14 protein-coding genes are annotated in these 16,225 nt (G+C 72.4%); 7 read left to right on the top strand and 7 right to left on the bottom strand.

The window, feature by feature from the left end:
- Positions 1 to 90: 90 nt before the first annotated feature.
- From FRZ03_RS38475 to FRZ03_RS38460, 4 genes are all read left to right on the top strand, one after another.
- On the top strand, positions 91 to 1,209 hold the full coding sequence (locus FRZ03_RS38475) for a hypothetical protein (protein ID WP_146469805.1): 1,119 nt from the start codon (positions 91 to 93) through the stop codon (positions 1,207 to 1,209).
- Positions 1,210 to 1,396: 187 nt separating this feature from the next.
- The gene (locus FRZ03_RS38470; RefSeq protein ID WP_146469804.1) at positions 1,397 to 3,037 is read left to right on the top strand and encodes a M48 family metalloprotease; all 1,641 of its coding nucleotides are present in this window, start codon (positions 1,397 to 1,399) and stop codon (positions 3,035 to 3,037) included.
- A gap of 63 nt (positions 3,038 to 3,100) precedes the next feature.
- A complete protein-coding gene (locus FRZ03_RS38465; RefSeq protein WP_146469803.1) occupies positions 3,101 to 4,192 on the top strand; it encodes a hypothetical protein in 1,092 nt (363 codons plus the stop codon).
- Positions 4,193 to 4,281: 89 nt separating this feature from the next.
- Positions 4,282 to 5,559 (top strand): ATP-binding protein, encoded by a 1,278-nt coding sequence (locus tag FRZ03_RS38460; protein WP_146469802.1) that lies wholly within the window; start codon positions 4,282 to 4,284, stop codon positions 5,557 to 5,559.
- A 94-nt stretch (positions 5,560 to 5,653) separates the two neighbouring features.
- Here the strand turns inward: FRZ03_RS38460 and FRZ03_RS38455 are convergent, their stop codons facing one another.
- The gene (locus tag FRZ03_RS38455) at positions 5,654 to 6,694 is read right to left on the bottom strand and encodes an NAD(P)-dependent alcohol dehydrogenase (RefSeq protein WP_146469801.1); all 1,041 of its coding nucleotides are present in this window, start codon (positions 6,692 to 6,694) and stop codon (positions 5,654 to 5,656) included.
- A gap of 183 nt (positions 6,695 to 6,877) precedes the next feature.
- Between FRZ03_RS38455 and FRZ03_RS38450 the strand changes: the two genes are divergently transcribed.
- Positions 6,878 to 7,810, top strand: coding sequence for a helix-turn-helix transcriptional regulator (locus FRZ03_RS38450; RefSeq protein WP_146469800.1), 933 nt, complete (start codon positions 6,878 to 6,880; stop codon positions 7,808 to 7,810).
- Here the strand turns inward: FRZ03_RS38450 and FRZ03_RS38445 are convergent.
- From FRZ03_RS38445 to FRZ03_RS38430, 4 genes are all read right to left on the bottom strand, one after another.
- Positions 7,782 to 8,465 (bottom strand): ABC transporter ATP-binding protein, encoded by a 684-nt coding sequence (locus FRZ03_RS38445; RefSeq protein WP_146469799.1) that lies wholly within the window; start codon positions 8,463 to 8,465, stop codon positions 7,782 to 7,784. The genes FRZ03_RS38450 and FRZ03_RS38445 overlap by 29 nt on opposite strands.
- 43 nt (positions 8,466 to 8,508) lie before the next feature.
- Complete coding sequence (locus tag FRZ03_RS38440) at positions 8,509 to 9,984, bottom strand: ABC transporter permease (protein ID WP_146469798.1); 1,476 nt, start codon at positions 9,982 to 9,984, stop codon at positions 8,509 to 8,511.
- Positions 9,985 to 10,109: 125 nt separating this feature from the next.
- A complete protein-coding gene (locus FRZ03_RS38435) occupies positions 10,110 to 11,357 on the bottom strand; it encodes a L,D-transpeptidase (protein WP_146469797.1) in 1,248 nt (415 codons plus the stop codon).
- Positions 11,358 to 11,599: 242 nt separating this feature from the next.
- Entirely contained in the window at positions 11,600 to 11,944 is a 345-nt protein-coding gene (locus FRZ03_RS38430; protein WP_186785834.1) for a hypothetical protein, read from the bottom strand.
- Positions 11,945 to 12,053: 109 nt separating this feature from the next.
- Here FRZ03_RS38430 and FRZ03_RS38425 point away from each other — a divergent pair, with 109 nt between their 5' ends.
- Entirely contained in the window at positions 12,054 to 12,392 is a 339-nt protein-coding gene (locus FRZ03_RS38425; protein ID WP_146469796.1) for an LAETG motif-containing sortase-dependent surface protein, read from the top strand.
- Positions 12,393 to 12,434: 42 nt separating this feature from the next.
- Positions 12,435 to 13,211 (top strand): hypothetical protein, encoded by a 777-nt coding sequence (locus FRZ03_RS38420; protein ID WP_261399515.1) that lies wholly within the window; start codon positions 12,435 to 12,437, stop codon positions 13,209 to 13,211.
- A 103-nt stretch (positions 13,212 to 13,314) separates the two neighbouring features.
- Here FRZ03_RS38420 and hutH read toward each other — a convergent pair whose 3' ends face one another.
- Both hutH and FRZ03_RS38410 read right to left on the bottom strand, forming a co-directional pair.
- Positions 13,315 to 14,868 (bottom strand): histidine ammonia-lyase, encoded by a 1,554-nt coding sequence (gene hutH / locus FRZ03_RS38415; protein ID WP_146469822.1) that lies wholly within the window; start codon positions 14,866 to 14,868, stop codon positions 13,315 to 13,317.
- 88 nt (positions 14,869 to 14,956) lie between these two features.
- Positions 14,957 to 16,099 (bottom strand): GGDEF domain-containing protein, encoded by a 1,143-nt coding sequence (locus FRZ03_RS38410; protein WP_146469795.1) that lies wholly within the window; start codon positions 16,097 to 16,099, stop codon positions 14,957 to 14,959.
- Positions 16,100 to 16,225: the final 126 nt, after the last annotated feature.

Below are 16,225 nucleotides of genomic sequence, written 5' to 3'. Positions count from 1 at the left end.
TCTCACGGGTTGTCATGATCCGCAACGGAGTTGTCCACAGGCCCGGGGCGGGGTTGGTCAATTGTCGGTCGTGTCTGGTTCGCTTGGGGCATGGCGATTCTCTGGCTGCTCATGGCGCTGCTCATGCTGAGCTTCGTGGTGCTCCCGCTCGTGCGGCGCAGGCGCGGGATGATCGAGCAGGTGCACCCGGGCCACCCGGACGCCGCCGACCCCGCGGCCTACGGCTTCCTGCGCCAGGAGGAGCTGGACATACGCCTGCCCGGCCCGGACCAGGACCTCCTGGACGCGTTGGAACTGGTGCAGCGCACCCAGGACTACACGGCGGCGGCCCAGCTGCTGGCCGGCACCGAGACGGACGGCGAGCTGCGCTGGCAGCGGGTGCAGGCCCTCGCCGGGGCGGCCGCGCTGGAGCTGCGCCGGCGGCCGGGCGGGGTGCACGAGACGCCGGGCGGCCAGTGGCTGCGGGTGTGGCGGGCCGAGCGGCCGCAGGACGCGGGCGGTGCCGCCGTGCACGCGGAGTTCCTGGTGCAGCAGGGCTGGCGGGCCTCGGCGGAGGGCGCGAAGGACTTCCGGCTCATCATGGAGGAGGCCCGGGAGGTGTGCGGGCAGGCGGCCGCCCTGGCACCCGCCGACCCGGTGCCGCACATCATCGAGCTGGCCGTCGCCCGGGGTCTCGGCTGCTCCCGGGAGGAGTTCGAGCGGCTGTGGCTGAAGGTCCTGGACCGCGCCCCGCACCACATGGGCGCCCACCTGGCCGCGCTGCACTACTGGTGCGAGAAGTGGCACGGCTCGCGTGAGCAGGCGTACGCCTTCGCCGAGGCGGCCGCCGCCCGCGCCCCGCGGGGCTCGCTGCTGGCCGCGCTGCCGCTGTTCGCGGTCTTCGAGCACCTCCCCGAGGTGAACCTGGTGCTGAGCCTGTACCGCGGCGAGGTCATCGCCAAGGCGATCCTGGGCGCGCAGCACGCCGTGCAGGAGGCCCGCTCGGACGACCCGGTGCTCCCGCACGTCCGCCACATGCTGGTCTTCTTCCTCGTGCGCGCCGAGCGCTGGGCGGAGGCCATGCACCAGCTGATACGCGTCGACGGTCATGTCGGCGCCCTGCCCTGGACCCTGTCGGCCGATCCGGCGGCCGAGTTCGCCGTCTACCGCGCCCTCGCGGTGGCCGGTTACGAGGCCAACGGCGGCAACCCGGCCGGCCTGCCCGGCTGACCCCGATCCGCCCCCGGCGCCCCCCGGCCCGGTCCGGCGAACAACCCGATTGCCCTTCTGACCTGCGGTAGGGCATACTCCGGCATCCCCCCACACCGTGGCACGCGCACCGACATCCGTCGGCGAGGGCCTGCCGCACCCGTCCCTTTTCCCGTATCCGAGGTCCTGTGGGGGGGGGATCCACCCGATGGGCGCAACCCTGCGTGCGCTGCGCGCTCTTGTGCTGCTGCTCGGCTTCTATCTGCTGAGCCTGGTCCTGCTGGCCGCGCTGGTCGGCGTGGACATCGCCGCCTTCACCTGGGGGCACGGCCCCCTGGTGTTCAAGCTCGGCTTCGTCACCGTGCTGCTGGCCATACCCGTCGTGCGCGGCATGCTGATGCTGCGCACCCCGAAGGGCGACGACGGCCCCGGGATCGACGTCACCGAGGCGGCAGAGCCCCGGCTGTGGGCGCTGGTCCGGGAGGTCGCGGCGGCGGCCGGCACCCGGGCCCCCGACCGGATCCGGCTCACCGGCGAGGTCAACGCGGCGGTCAGCGAGGACCCGCGGCTGCTCGGTCTGCTCCCCGGTCCGCGCCGCCTCTACCTGGGCGTACCACTGCTGATCGGTCTCACGCAGACCCAGCTGAGGTCCGTGCTCGGCCATGAGTACGGGCACTTCACCGGCGGTGACACCCGGCTGTCCGCGCTGGTGGTGCGGGGCCGTGTGCAGATCGGCCGGGTCATCGAGCAGTTCCACGAGCGGGCGGACGGCAAGGTGGCCGCCGACCGGGCCAAGCAGGAGCGGTCCGCGGCCAAGCGGGTCGCCAGGGGGAAGAAGGCGAAGGCGGTCGACACCTCGGGTTCCGGGGCGATGTACCGGGTGATGGCCGCGATCTACACCCTGTACGCCAAGTTGTATCTGCGCGCCTCCCTGTCCACGGCGCGCGGCCAGGAGTTCGCCGCCGACCGGGTCGCCGCCCGGATCGCGGGGCGCGACGCGACGGCCGCCACGCTGCGCGAGATCCCGGTGCTGTCCGTCTCCCACGGCTTCTACCTGGACTCCTACGCCACCCTCGGGCTGTCGGCCCGGCTGCTGCCGCCGCGCGGCGAGTTCTTCGGCGGCTTCGGCCGGTTGCTGGCCGCCCGTGAGCAGGAGCTGGAGCGGCTGCGCACGGAGCTGCCCGAGGAGACGGAGGACGCGTACGACTCGCATCCGCCGATCGCCGAGCGGGTGCGGCGGATCGAGGCGCTGCCCGCCGACGGCCGCGCCGCGGACGCGACCGGTCCGGCGCTCGCCCTGCTCACCGACCCGCGGCGGACGCTGGCCGCGCTGGAGGACGCCGTCCTGACCGACGAGGTGCTGCGCTTCGGGCGCGCCACCGGCTGGCCGGAACTGCTGGACGCCTCGATGGCCTCGGGCCTGTCCGCCGCGCGGACCCCGCTGCACCAGGCGCTGGCCGCTTACACCGGGCGGCCGCCGACGCTGGCCGCGCTGCTGGAGCTCGTCGACGACGGCCGGCTGTGGCAGGTGGCCGACCGGTTGCCGCTCTCGCCGGAGGCGTCCGCGGCGCGGGGCCGGGCACGGCGCGAGTTCGCCCGGCCGGTGCTGCGCCGGTCGCTGCGGACCATGGTGCTGGCCGAGTTCAGCGCGCGTTCGCTGCTGAGCTGGGAGTTCTCCTGGTCCCGCCCGGCCGAGGTACGGCTGCCCGGCGAGCCCACGGCGCCGAGCGGGGACGGAGCTACGGACCCGGAGGCCGCCCTGGAGGCGGCGCTGGACGCGGCCCTCGCGGACCGGCCCGACACCGGTGCCCTGCGCGCCCTGCTGCCGCCGGCTCCGCAGCCCGCGTGACCACCCCGTCCCGCCGGCCTTCCGCCGGCTCCCTCTGACGAGACGAACGGACCGCACCGACCGATGACCGTGCTCCTGTGGATCCTGGGCATCCTGGCCCTGCCCGTGGTGATCGCCGCCGTGTGGCTCACCGGCGTGTTCCTGAAGGAACTGTTCTCCCCGAGCCCGCCGGACCCGGACGAGACGGCGGTCGCCGCCGAGCAGCGGGGGCTGCTGCCCCCGGAGCGGCAGGACACCGAGCACTCGGCGCCCGTGCCCGCCGCCTGGTCGGCCGCCCTGGAGGCGGCGCGCGGCGGTGACTGGCAGCCCGCGGCGGCGCTGCTGCACGCCAACGGGCGGGACTGGGAACGCCGTTCGTCGATCGTCTCGCTGCTGGGCACGTTCGCGGCCCGGGAGGACGGCTGGCTGACGGCCTGGCAGACCGCGCGTCCCGGGGACCCGGACGCGGCCGTGGTCAGGGCGCAGGGCACGGTGCATCTCGCGTGGGAGCTGCGCGGCGCGCAGCGGGCGGGGTCCACGACCCGGGAGCAGTTCGACGGCTTCCACCGCACGCTTGCCGCGGCCCGCGAGGAGATCGCGCGGGCCGCGGAGCTGAACCCCGAGGACCCGACGCCGTACGTGGTGGAGGTCTGGGTGGCGCTCGGCCTCGGGTATCCGCACGCCGAGATGGACAAGCTGTGGGCGCAGATCACCACGCGCGCCCCGCACCACTTCGCGGCGCACTTCGCGGCGCTCCAGTACTGGTGCGCGAAGTGGCGCGGCTCGAAGCGGCTGGCGGCCGAGTTCGCCGAGCGCGCGGCGGCCGGGGCGCCGCCCGGCAGTCTGCTGACGGCGCTGCCGCTGATCGCGCACTTCGAGCACGACGACACCACCGACGTCGCGGTGGACAGCACCCCCGAGATGCTCGCCCTGGTCGACGCGGGCCTCGCCGACGCCGCGGCCTGCGCGGCCGCCGACCCCGACCGTCCCGGCCTCGCCCAGCTGCGCCACCTGCTCGCCTACTACCTGCACCTCCAGGACCGGCACGACGCGGCCCTGGAGCAGTTCCTGCTGGTCGACGGCCATGTGGACGCCCTGCCGTGGAGCTACCGGGGCGACCCGGCGGAGTACTACTGCCGGGTCCGCAACGAGACCGTGGGAGCGGTGGCCGCCTGACCGGCGCGCGGGCGCCGGCCGCCTGAGGTGTCATCCTCACCGCCCGCGGAGACAATGGAAGACCCCCCGGCGGTGAGGGTGGTGTCCCCATGCCCGCATGGCACCTGCGCGAGTATCACGACGACGACCTCGATCAGGCCGTCCAGATCTGGGACCAGTCCCGGCAGGCCGACGAGGACCCGGTGTTCCCGGTGTCCGAGGTGATGGCCGCGGCGAAGGCCGGGCAGACGGCGGTGGTCGCCGTGGTCGGGGACGAGCTGGTGGGGATGGCCGTGGCCCAGGCCCAGGGCAAGCGGGGCTGGATCCTGCTGATGGCGCTCGCCGCCCGCTGGCGCGAGCGCGGGATCGGCAGCGCCCTCCTCGCCGAGCTGGAGCGGCGGCTGCGGGCGCTGGGGGTGCGGCACATCAGCGCGCTGCTGCCCGCGGGCGCCGCCGGTTCGCAGGCGCTGGTGAACACCGGTTACCGCAGCCGCGGCGACCTCACCTACTTCGAGAAGCTCGAACCGCTCGGCGCCGCCAACGCCGACGTCCTCGCCGCGCTCGGCGGGCGGATGCTGCCCGAGGGGCTGTGGGACGCCATGGCCGGCATGGAGCGGGAGAAGCAGGTCGTGGAGCGGCGGGTGGTGCTGCCGTTGACGGAACCGGCGCTGGCCGACCGCTACGGCGTCGTGCCGCCCAAGTCGGTCATCCTGTTCGGGCCGCCCGGTACCGGCAAGACCAGCTTCGCCAAGGCGGTCGCCTCCCGGCTCGGCTGGCCGTTCGTGGAGCTGTTCCCGTCCCGGCTCGCCGCCGACACCAGCGAGGGGCTGGCCACGGCGCTGCGGGAGGCCTTCGCGGACCTGGCGGAGCTGGACTCGGTGGTGCTGTTCATCGACGAGGTGGAGGAGATCGCCGCCGTGCGCTCCGGCAAGGCGGTCGATCCCGGGCACGGGGTGACCAACGAACTCCTCAAGCTGATCCCCGTGTTCCGCGAGCCGGACGCCCGGCTGCTGGTGTGCGCCACCAACTCCGTGCGCTCCCTCGACCCGGCCTTCCTGCGGCCGGGGCGGTTCGACTACGTCATCCCCATCGGCCCGCCGGACCCGACCGCCCGCGCGGCGATCTGGACCCGCTACCTCAGGGACGCGGGCGACTCGGTCGACCTCGGCCGGCTGGTCGCCGCCACCGAGCTGTTCACCCCGGCCGACATCGAGTTCGCCGCCCGCAAGGGGGCGCAGTCGGCCTTCGAACGCGAGGTCACCGAGCGCCGGGGCCGCCCGGCGGGCACCGAGGACTACATGGCCGCCGTCTCCGAGACCCGCCCCACCCTCACCCTCCGGGCGATCAAGGAGTTCGGTGAGGACATCGACACGTACAGCCGGCTGTGAGCCGGGCGGCCCCCGGTGACGAGTCCCGACGCACGCGCGCCCGGCCGCGCGCCGCGGGCACGGCGGGCGGCCGGGCGCGGCCCGGCGTCACCGGTCAGATCGTCGCCGTGTCGATCACGAAGCGGTACCGGACATCACTCGCCAGGACCCGCTCGTAGGCGTCGTTGATCTCGGACGCGCCGATGAGTTCGATCTCCGCGCCCAGGTTGTGCTCGGCGCAGAAGTCCAGCATCTCCTGGGTCTCCGGGATGCCGCCGATGCTGGAGCTGCTGACGCTGCGGCGGTTGCCGAAGAGGGACTGGAGGACGATCTGGACCGGCTCCTCGGGCAGGCCCACGTTCACCATGGCGCCGTCCGTGCGCAGCAGGGACAGGAACGCGGCGAAGTCGAGCGGCGCCGAGACGGTGTTGAGGATGAGGTCGAAGGTGCCCTTGAGGTCCTCGAAGGTCTTCGGGTCGCTGGTGGCGTGGTAGTGGTCGGCGCCCAGCTTCAGGCCGTCGTCCTTCTTGCGCAGCGACTGGGACAGGACGGTCACCTCGGCGCCGAGCGCGTGGGCGATCTTGACGCCCACGTGGCCCAGTCCGCCGAAGCCGACGACGGCGACCTTCTTGCCGGGGCCGGCGTTCCAGTGCTTCAACGGGGAGTAGGTGGTGATACCGGCGCACAGCAGCGGCGCGGCCACGTCGAGGGCGAGCCCGTCGGGGATGCGGACGACGTAGTTCTCGTCCACGACGATCTTCTGCGAGTAGCCGCCGTAGGTGGGCCGGCCGTCCTTGCCGATGCCGTTGTAGGTCATGGTCGGACGCTGGTCGCAGTACTGCTGGAGGCCGGCCTTGCAGTTGTCGCACTCCCGGCAGGAGTCGACCATGCAGCCGACGCCCACGCGGTCGCCGACGGCGTACTTCGTCACACCGGAGCCGACCTCGGCGACGATCCCGGCGATCTCGTGGCCCGGCACCATCGGGAAGATGGCCTTGCCCCAGCCCTCGCGGACCTGGTGGATGTCGGAGTGGCAGATGCCGGCGAACTTGATGTCGATCAGTACGTCGAACTCGCCGACCGCCCGTCGCTCGATGGTGGTCCGCTCCAGAGGGGCCTTGGGCGCGGGCGCGGCGTACGCGGCAACACTGGTCATGTCGGGGTTCTCCCTCGCGAGATCTGGCATGCGCCGGCTGTTCGTCCACCGAGCGCACCACCCAGCTTGCCCCGTCCCGCCCCCGCCACCCAGCCCACGCCTTTGCGTACGACCGCGGTGCCTACCACTGGCGGGATCAGGCTGGCACGCCCACGACCGGCGGGCCCACCGGATACTGGTGGTATGGACGAACAGCCGCAAGCAGCGGTCGCCGGCCCGCCCCTGGACCGGCGGGCCGAACTCAGCGAGTTCCTGCGCAGCCGGCGGGCCCGGCTGAAGCCGGAGGACGTGGGCCTGCCCGACTTCGGCCGGCACCGCCGGGTGCCGGGACTGCGCCGGGAGGAACTGGCGCAGCTGGCCGGGGTGTCGGTGGCTTACTACACGCGCCTGGAGCAGGGCAACGGCCGCAACGTCTCGGCGGAGGTCCTGGACTCCATCGCCCGCGCCCTGCGCCTCACCGACGCGGAGCACGCGCATCTGACGCACCTGGCCAAGCCGAAGTCGCACAAGAAGAGGCCCGCGGCCCGCCAGCAGCACGTGCGCCCGGCGCTGCGGCAGCTGCTGGACACGATGGAGGGCGTACCGGCGTACGTCGTGGGCCGGCGCTCGGAGATCCTCGCCTGGAACCGGATGGCGGCCGCGGTCTTCGGGGACTGGGACGACCTGCCGGCGGCCGAGCGCAACTGGGCGCGGCTGGTGTTCCTCCGGCCCGAGTACCGGGAGCTGTTCGTCGACTGGGAGCAGAAGGCGATCGACATCGTCTGCGCCCTGCGCATGGACGCGGGCTGCTGGCCGGACGACCCGCGCCTGTCCGCCCTGGTGGGCGAACTCTCCGTGAAGAGCGAGGAGTTCCGCCGGCTGTGGGCGACGCACGACGTCAAGGAGAAGAGCCACGGCGTCAAGCGGCTGCACCACCCGCTGGTGGGCGACCTGGCCCTGAACTTCGAGTCCCTCCGGCTCTCGGACGGCACCGACCAGTCCCTGCTCGTCTATCACGCGGAACCCGGCTCCCCGTCCGCCGAGTCCCTGCGTCTGCTGGCCAGTTGGGGCACGGACGCCACCCGTGCGGGGACGTCCGCGCGGCCCCTCAGGCCCCGGCGTTCTCCTTCACCGTGATCTTGCCCTTGCGGATGGTGACCAGCCGGGGGGCCTTCTTCGCGAGGGCGGAGTCGTGGGTGACCATGACGAAGGTCAGCCCGTGCTCCTGCCACAGGCGTTCGAGCACGTCCATGATCTCGTCGCGCATGCCCTCGTCGAGGTTGCCGGTCGGCTCGTCGGCGAGCAGCACCTTGGGCCTCTTCACCAGCGCGCGGGCGATGGCGACGCGCTGCTGCTGACCGCCGGACATCTCCGAGGGGAGGTGGCCGAGGCGTTCGCCGAGACCCACGGAGTTCAGCGCGTCGGCGGCCAGTTCGCGCCGTTCCCGCGCCTTGATGCCGAGGGGGACGAGGGCGGTCTCCACGTTCTCCTGGGCGGTGAGGGTCGGGATCAGGTTGAACGACTGGAAGACGAAGCCGATGTTCTCGCTGCGGACCCGGGTCAGCCGGGCCTCGCCGAGCGTGGCCAGGTCCGTGCCGTCGAGGACGACCTCGCCGGAGGTGGGGCGGTCCAGGCCGCCGAGCATCTGGAGGAGGGTGGACTTGCCGCCGCCGGTGGGGCCCTGGATGACGAGGCGGTCGCCGTCGCCGATGGTCAGGTCGACGCCGTCGAGGGCGTGGACGGTCTCCTTGCCCCGGGTGTAGCGCTTGGTGACGTTCTTGAGGTCGTACATGGTGGCTCCTGGGAAGGTCGGGGGTGGGTGCGCTGCGCGGCCGTTACTCCACCCGCCTCAGTGCGTCCGCCGGTCGCAGGCGCGAGGCGCGCCAGCCGCCGAACGCCCCCGCGATCAGGCCGCCCGCCACCGCGAGGCACACCGCCAGGGCGATGGTCGTCACGCTCACCGGGGCCGTGAGGGCGATCTCCAGGGACTTCGCCGCCTGCCGGCCGGGGCCGCCGAAGCCCGCGCCACCGGCGCCGCCGAAGGTGCCGCCGCCGGGCCGGTCACCGCCGAAGCCGCCTCCGCTCGCGCCCAGTTGGGCGGTCAGGGTGGGGCTGATCGCGGTGACGACGTAGGCGCCCGCGAGGCCCAGGGCGATGCCGAGGACGCCGCCCACCAGGCCGTTGACGACGGCCTCGCCGACCACCTGCCGGGTGACCCGGCCCGACTTCCAGCCCAGCGCCTTCAGGGTGCCGAACTCGCGGACCCGGCGGGAGACCGCGGAGGAGGTGAGCAGGCCGGCGACCAGGAACGCGGCGACGAGCACGGCGATCGAGAGCCACTTGCCGACGTCGGTGGCGAGCGAGGAGGCGGTGGACAGGGAGCCCGAGACCGTCTTGGCGAGGTCGGAGGAGGTGGTGACCGTCGTGCCGGAGACGTTCTTCTGGATGGCGCTCTTGACGGTGTCGATCCGCTGGGAGTCGGTCGCCCTGACGTAGATCGTGGTGACCTTGTCCTTCTCGTCCGCGAGGGTCTGCGCCTGCTTCAGCGGGATGTACAGGTCGGCCGCCGAGTCGCCGCTGTCCGCGGTGGCGATGCCGATCACCTTGTACGCGGTGCCCTTGATGGTGACGGTGGAGCCGACCTTGTACTTCTTCTCCTTGGCGTACGCCGAGTCGGCCACGGCCACCTTGGCGTTCGTCTCGGTGGTCTTGAATCCGCGGCCGCCGGTGATCTTCGAGGAGGTCAGCGGGCCGAGCCCGGTCCGGGTGACGTCGGTGCCGTAGACCGAGTACTGGTTGATGCCGAAGTCGGCGCCGCCGCCCTTGACTTCGCCCTGCGGGCCGCCGGAGGCACCGCCGCGCCGGAATCCGTCCGCGCCGCCGCCCTGCTGGAACTGGCCGCGGGTGAAGGTGCCGCTGACCTTGACCACGGAGAGGTTCAGCCCGCCGGCCGCCGCTGCCACGCCCTGCTGGCCCGCGACTTTGTCGACGGTGGAGGAGGCGAGGGTGGTGAAGCCCTGCACCCGGACCCGGTCGCTGCTCTGCGTCGTCTTGTCGCCCTCGCCGCGCGCGCCGAACTGGAAGCGGGGCTGCTGTCCGCCTGCGGCCGCGGGCGTGGCCGCCTTGGTGACCGTCATGTCCGTACCGAGGCCGTAGAGCGACTGCAGGACCTTGTCCTGGGCCTTGCCCATGCCGTTGGCCACGGAGTTGACCACGATGACCAGCGCGATGCCCAGCGCGAGGCCGGAGGCGACGACGAGCGCCGCCTTCCTGCGGCGACGCAGTTCGCGTCTCAGGTAGGTGAAGAACATGGCGGCACGTTAGGAGCGCAGCGTGACGGCACCGTGAGGCCGTCATAAGAGGGCGATGAGAAGGCCCGGAAACGGCGAGTGCCGCCCACTCGGGGGGCGGCACTCGCTCGGGGCAGGAGGGGGGCTCAGACGGCCGAACCGGCCTTCCACTGGGCCCAGTCCATGTTCCAGCCGTTGAGGCCGTTGTCCGGGGAGACGGTCTTGTCGCCGGTGTGCTGGATGACCACGACGTCACCGATCAGCGAGTGGTTGTAGAACCAGGCGGCCGGGGTGCTCGGGTCGCCGGCGCCCTTGGCGTCCCGCAGGCCGACGCAGCCGTGGCTGGTGTTGACGCTGCCGAACACCGAGGGGGCGCCCCAGTAGTTGCCGTGGATGAAGGTGCCGGAGGTGGTCAGGCGCATGGCGTGCGGCACGTCCTTGATGTCGTACTCGCCCTTGCCGTCGTCGTCGGTGAAGCCGACCGTCGCGCCGTTCATGCGGGTCTGCTTGAACTTCTCCGAGATCACCATCTGCCCCTCGTAGGTGGTGTGCTCGGGGGAACCGGCGGAGATCGGGATGGTCTTGACGACCTTGCCGTCCTGCGTGACCTTCATCTGGTGGGTCTGCGCGTCGACGTAGGAGACCTGGTTGCGGCCGATGTGGAAGGTGACCGTCTTCTGCTGGACGCCGTAGACGCCGCTGGCGCCCTGGACGCCGTCGAGGGCGAGCTTCAGGGTGACGGTGGAGCCTTCCTTCCAGTAGTCCTGGGGGCGGCAGTCCATGCGGTTGGCGCCGAACCAGTGGCAGGCGACCTCCTGGCCGCTGCTGGAGCTGACCGTGATGCCCTTCTGCACGGCCGCCTTGTTGGTGATCGCCTTGTCGAAGTTGATCGAGACCGGCATGCCCACGCCGACGGTCGAGCCGTTGTCGGGGGTGAAGGAGCCGATGAAACTGTTGGTCGGGGAGACGGTGGTGAAGGACGCGTTCTCGTGGGCTATGCGGCCCTGGGAGTCCTTGGCCTCCGCGGCGATCTTGTAGGTGGTGGACCGCTCCAGCTGGACGGTCGGCTTCCAGCTGGTCTTGTCCGCGGACAGCTGGCCGGCGACGCTCTTGCCGTCCTCGGTGGTCATGGTGACCGTGGTGAGCGTGCCCTTGCTGACCGTGACGGTACCGGAGTTGTTGATCGACGCGTTGTTCGAGCCGTCCTTCGGCGTCACGGCGATCTGTGCCTCCGACGACTTCTTGGCCGCCGCCGCGTCGGCCTGGGCCTGCGATGATTCGCCGTTGCCGTGGGCCGAGGCCTTGTCCCCTCCGGAACAGGCCGAGAGCATCAGCACACCACCGAGCAGAGCGGACGCGGCCACCAGGCCCTTGCGCCGCTTACCGTCCGTCATCACAAACTTCTCCATCGTTGCCGAGTCGCAGATAACCCCGAGAGTTCCCCGTGAGGACCTTCAACGCTACGGCCGGTTCGTCCCGTTCCGGATCCGCCGGATTGTGGGGCACACCACCCCGCGAGGCGGCTGGCGGTCCGCCGCCGGGCGGTGCGTGGTGCGTGGCCGTTGCGTGCGCCCCCCTGAGACGGCGAAACCCCGGACGGCGGTTGCCGTCCGGGGTCTGGAGTGCCCCGGGACGTTCAGCCGATGCCGTCCTCTTCTTCGTCGTCCTGCCCATCATCCTCGTCCATGTCCCATTCGGGCGAGTCAGGGTCGTAGTCGATCCGCTCGCTGGACCAGGAGGCCTGCTGGAGTTCCACCCCGGGCACCTCGCTGACCAGGTCGAACGGATCCACGAGGTACGCCAGGGCCTCCGCGGTGTCTTCCGTCACAGCGCTCTCGGCCTGACCGCGCTCGGCCTCCGGCAGCTCCGGGTCCGCGGCGAGCCGGCGCAGTGCGGCCTTGGCCAGCCCGTCCTCGTCCTGCACCTCGACCACCAGCTCCACGCGAAGCCGCACAAAACGTGATGTCTCTTCGTCACTCATGGCGCGAGCGTACGGCCGAAACCTCCCGTGACTTTCCCGTGACCCGCGCCTTTCACTAACATCGCCCCACACGGCCAATTCGCCAGCGTCACAAGGGGATCGATATTCCGTGTCATCCGCTCGCCGCCCGTTGCTGACCGCCACCGCCGCGGGCACCCTGCTCTGCGCCCTGTGGTTCGTCCCGTCCGCGAACGCGTCCCAGGAAACCCCGGCGAGAGACACGGCGGCCGGCTCCGTCTCCGCCCTCTCCGCGCCGGTCACCGAGCGGGCCGGAGCGATATCGGCGGACACCACGCAGACCGGGGACCGCGCGGCGGACGACCACGCGCAACTCGCCGACACCGGAAGTCCGGACACCACCCCGTACGTCGTCGGCGGCAGTCTGTTCCTCGCTCTGGGCGCCGGATTCGTGGTGTATTCGGTGCGCCGCGAACGCCTGGGGTTTTAATCTCTCTTGACTGATCTTTAACAGTGATCACATAGTTCGCCCATGAAGAGATCATCGGGCGTGCGACTGTGCGCCGCCGTCGCTGTGAGCGCGCTGTCGTTCGCCCTTGTCACGGGCTGTTCCGGGGAGTCTTCGGACAGTTCCTCGGCCGCCAAGGGCAAGAGCCCTGAAAAAGCCCTGAGCGCCGCCGAGTTGAAGAAGCTCGTCGTCACCGGTGACGAGCTGCCCGGGTTCGACGTCGGACCGGTCAAGCAGGCCAAGGCCAAGCGGATCACCACCGACAACGCGGACTGCCGCCCCCTGACCCGGGTGCTCAGCGGGCTCCCGCCCGCCGACGCGCAGGCCAGCACCGACCAGCTCGCCACCGAGAAGGCGAAGAAGCGGCCGTCGGGCAAGCCGACGTCCCTGGAGGACCTGGACGAGAACAAGTTCGAGGGAGAGCTCCAGAAGTCCCTGGACCGGGACGTCACCACGGTGACGCTCGCCTCGTACGACGGCGGCGGCGCCGAGCAGGCCCTGAAGGCGGTGTCGGCCGCGGTGAAGGCGTGCGCGGGCGGCTTCGTCGGCGAACAGGCGGGCACCAAGGTGAAGTTCACCAAGGTGACCGAGGAGAAGGCCGCGGGCGGCGGGGACGGCTCGGTGGCGTTCGCCGCGTTCAGCGAGACGGACGGGGACGTGGCCCCGGTGTACGGCGAGGTCGACCGGCACGGCAGCACCCTGTCCGGCTACTTCACGGTGAACCTGGGCTCGATGATGGCCAAGAAGGCCTACGCGGTGACCCCGGCGGTGGTGAAGGCCCAGGAGGCCAGGCTCACGTGAGGTGAAGGCCCAGGAGGCCAAGCTCACGTGAGGGGGAAGAAGCGGGGGCCCTGTACGGCGACAGGGCCCCTTTTTCACGCTCACCGCAGCGGGTTTCCCCGGTTCACCGCAGCGGGCCGGTGACCGTCTCCGCGGCCGCGACCAGGTGGCCGCCGCGCACGAAGGCGTCGGCCGCGGCCAGGTCGGGGGCGAGGAAGCGGTCCGGGCCGGGGCCCTGGACACCGGCGGCGCGGACGGCCTCGATCACGGCCCGGGAGGCGGGCGCCGGGCTCAGACCCTCGCGCAGCTCCAGGGCGCGGGTGGCCGCGTACAGCTCGACGGCGATGATCCGGGTCAGGTTGTCCACGGCGGTGCGCAGCTTGCGCGCGGCCGACCAGCCCATGGAGACGTGGTCCTCCTGCATCGCGGAGGACGGGATCGAGTCGGCCGAGGCCGGGACGGCGAGCCGCTTCATCTCGCTGACCAGGGCGGCCTGCGTGTACTGGGCGATCATCAGACCGGAGTCCACACCGGCGTCGTCGGCGAGGAACGGCGGCAGGCCGTGGCTGCGGTTCTTGTCCAGCAGCCGGTCGGTGCGGCGCTCGGCGATGGAGCCGAGGTCGGCGGCGGCGATCGCGAGGAAGTCGAGGACGTAGGCGACCGGGGCGCCGTGGAAGTTGCCGTTGGACTCCACGCGCCCTCCCCCGGAGGTGCCCCCGGGCAGCACCACCGGGTTGTCCACGGCGGAGGCCAGCTCGCGCTCGGCGACCAGGCGGGCGTGCGCCATGGTGTCCCGGCCGGCACCCGCGACCTGCGGGGCGCAGCGCACCGAGTAGGCGTCCTGGACGCGCGGGGCGTCGTCCTGGTGGTGCCCGGTGAGCTGGGAGCCCTTCAGCACGGCCAGCATGTTGGCGGCGGAGTCGCCCTGGCCCGGGTGCGGGCGGATGGCGTGCAGCTCGGGCGCGAGCACCTTGTCGGTGCCGAGCAGCGCCTCCAGGGTGAGGGCGGCGGTGATGTCGGCGGACTTGTAGAGGGTGTCGAGGTCGGCGAGGGCCATGACCAGCATGCCGAGCATGCCGTCGGTGCCGTTGAGGAGGGCGAGCCCCTCCTTCTCGCGCAGCTCGACCGGCTGGATCCCGTGCGCGGCGAGCAGTTCGCCCGCGGGCCGTACGACCCCGTCGGAGCCCTCGGCCTCGCCCTCTCCCATCAGGGTCAGTGCGCAGTGCGACAGCGGGGCGAGGTCGCCGGAGCAGCCGAGGGAGCCGTACTCGTGCACGACCGGGGTGATCCCGGCGTTGAGCACGTCGGCCATGGTCTGCGCCACCTCGGGGCGCACGCCGGTGTGCCCGGAGCACACCGTCTTCAGCCGCAGGAACATCAGGGCCCGTACGACTTCGCGCTCCACCCGCGGGCCCATGCCGGCGGCGTGCGAGCGGACGATGTTGCGCTGCAGCTGGGCACGGAGCTCCGGGCTGATGTGCCGGGTCGCCAGGGCGCCGAAGCCGGTGGAGACGCCGTAGACCGGGTCCGGCTTGGCCGCCAGCGCGTCCACGATCTCGCGGGCCGCGGCCAGGGCGGCCACCGCCTCCTCCGACAGCTCGATGCGGGCAGCGCCGCGCGCCACGGCGAGAACGTCGGACGCCGAGACACCGGACGTCCCCACCACCACAGTGTGCATATCCATATTCAGGAGCGTACGCATTGAATGCAGTGATGTCACTAGTGGGGCCGGGGAGCGCCCCTTACGGGACGATGTGGCCTTCGCCTCACGGCCGGCGGCCGCGGAAGCGGCGGCGTTCGGCGCGGGAGGGCGGCGGCTCGTCGGCGAGGCGGACGACCGGATCGTCCGGCCCCTCCCGGCCGGCCACCACGGGGCGGTCCGCGCGCAGGGCCTTGGCCCGGTACTGGGCGGCGTCCGCGAGCCGGAAGAGCCGCCGGGCGTCGTCCACCGGGCCGATCGGGTCCTCGGTCGAGGCGACCCCGCAGGCCACCCCCTCCCCCAGCTCCAGCACGCCCGCCCGGCGGCACAGCTCGTCCGCCGCCTTGACCACCTCGTCGGCGGGCGGACCGACCGCGAGCAGGCAGAACTCGTCCCCGCCGAGCCGCGCGGCGAGGGCGCCCGGCACCATCGCCCCGCACAGCGACAGCACCGACCCGAAGCGCTCCAGGAGCCGGTCGCCGACGGCGTGCCCCTGGGTGTCGTTGACCCGCTTGAGCCCGTTGAGATCGCAGACCACGAGGCTGACGACGGCGCCGTCCGCCCGGTGCCGCTCGATCGCCTCCTCCAGGTGGACGTCGACGGCCCGGCGGTTGGCGAGGCCGGTGAGGGAGTCGGTGAAGGCGAGCCTGCGGGCCTCCTCCAGCTGCTCGGTCTGCGCGAGCCCGGCGGCGACGACCGCGGCGAGCACGGTGGCGAAGTCGGCGTCGGCGCGGCCGAAGACGGGACACCCGATGGCGCGGGCGACGTACACCTCGCCCCAGGCCCTGCCGTGCAGCACGACGGGGGCGACGACGCAGCAGCCGCGGCCGCGGCGGCGCAGCGCGGCGACGCGCCGGTGGAAGTAGCCGGGGGTGCCGGCGGCGGTGCCCTCGGCGGTCTCCACCCAGGCGTTGGGGCCACCGCCGCCGGCCCAGCGTTCGTGCAGGAACTCGGTGATCTCCGGGAACTGGTGCACCGGGTAGGCCTCGGCGTCCGGGAACTGCTCCTCGTCCGGGCGCCGGTCCCCGACGTTCACCAGCACCCGCAGCCGGCCCAGGTCCCGCTCCCACACCGACAGCGCGGCGAAACTGCCGTCCAGCGCGCGGCAGGCGCCGAGAGCGGCGGCCTCCCACGAGTCCCGGGGGGTGTGCGCCGCGGCCATCCCCTGGGCCAGTGCCACCACTGCGGCAAGCCGCTTGTCGTCACCCATTACTCCAGGTTAGGGAGAGTTTGGGCGGTTTGTGACGTTGGTGGGCGGCGCGGGTGAGCGGTGGCCCCGGGCACCTACTCGCCCGGCCACTGCGGCTTCCGCTTCTCGTTGAACGCGGCGACCCCC

This window comes from Streptomyces misionensis, assembly GCF_007896895.1.
Taxonomy (GTDB): domain Bacteria; phylum Actinomycetota; class Actinomycetes; order Streptomycetales; family Streptomycetaceae; genus Streptomyces; species Streptomyces misionensis_A.
This window is presented reverse-complemented; position numbering and strand designations above follow the sequence as displayed.

Coding starts and splice junctions, on each gene's coding strand:
- FRZ03_RS38460 (WP_146469802.1), top strand. CDS start 4,282: ATGCCCGCATGGCACCTGCGCGAGTATCACGACGACGACCTCGATCAG.
- FRZ03_RS38445 (WP_146469799.1), bottom strand. CDS start 8,465: ATGTACGACCTCAAGAACGTCACCAAGCGCTACACCCGGGGCAAGGAG.
- hutH (WP_146469822.1), bottom strand. CDS start 14,868: ATGCACACTGTGGTGGTGGGGACGTCCGGTGTCTCGGCGTCCGACGTT.
- FRZ03_RS38430 (WP_186785834.1), bottom strand. CDS start 11,944: ATGAGTGACGAAGAGACATCACGTTTTGTGCGGCTTCGCGTGGAGCTG.
- FRZ03_RS38455 (WP_146469801.1), bottom strand. CDS start 6,694: ATGACCAGTGTTGCCGCGTACGCCGCGCCCGCGCCCAAGGCCCCTCTG.
- FRZ03_RS38475 (WP_146469805.1), top strand. CDS start 91: ATGGCGATTCTCTGGCTGCTCATGGCGCTGCTCATGCTGAGCTTCGTG.
- FRZ03_RS38420 (WP_261399515.1), top strand. CDS start 12,435: ATGAAGAGATCATCGGGCGTGCGACTGTGCGCCGCCGTCGCTGTGAGC.
- FRZ03_RS38465 (WP_146469803.1), top strand. CDS start 3,101: ATGACCGTGCTCCTGTGGATCCTGGGCATCCTGGCCCTGCCCGTGGTG.
- FRZ03_RS38435 (WP_146469797.1), bottom strand. CDS start 11,357: ATGACGGACGGTAAGCGGCGCAAGGGCCTGGTGGCCGCGTCCGCTCTG.
- FRZ03_RS38410 (WP_146469795.1), bottom strand. CDS start 16,099: ATGGGTGACGACAAGCGGCTTGCCGCAGTGGTGGCACTGGCCCAGGGG.
- FRZ03_RS38450 (WP_146469800.1), top strand. CDS start 6,878: ATGGACGAACAGCCGCAAGCAGCGGTCGCCGGCCCGCCCCTGGACCGG.
- FRZ03_RS38440 (WP_146469798.1), bottom strand. CDS start 9,984: ATGTTCTTCACCTACCTGAGACGCGAACTGCGTCGCCGCAGGAAGGCG.
- FRZ03_RS38470 (WP_146469804.1), top strand. CDS start 1,397: ATGGGCGCAACCCTGCGTGCGCTGCGCGCTCTTGTGCTGCTGCTCGGC.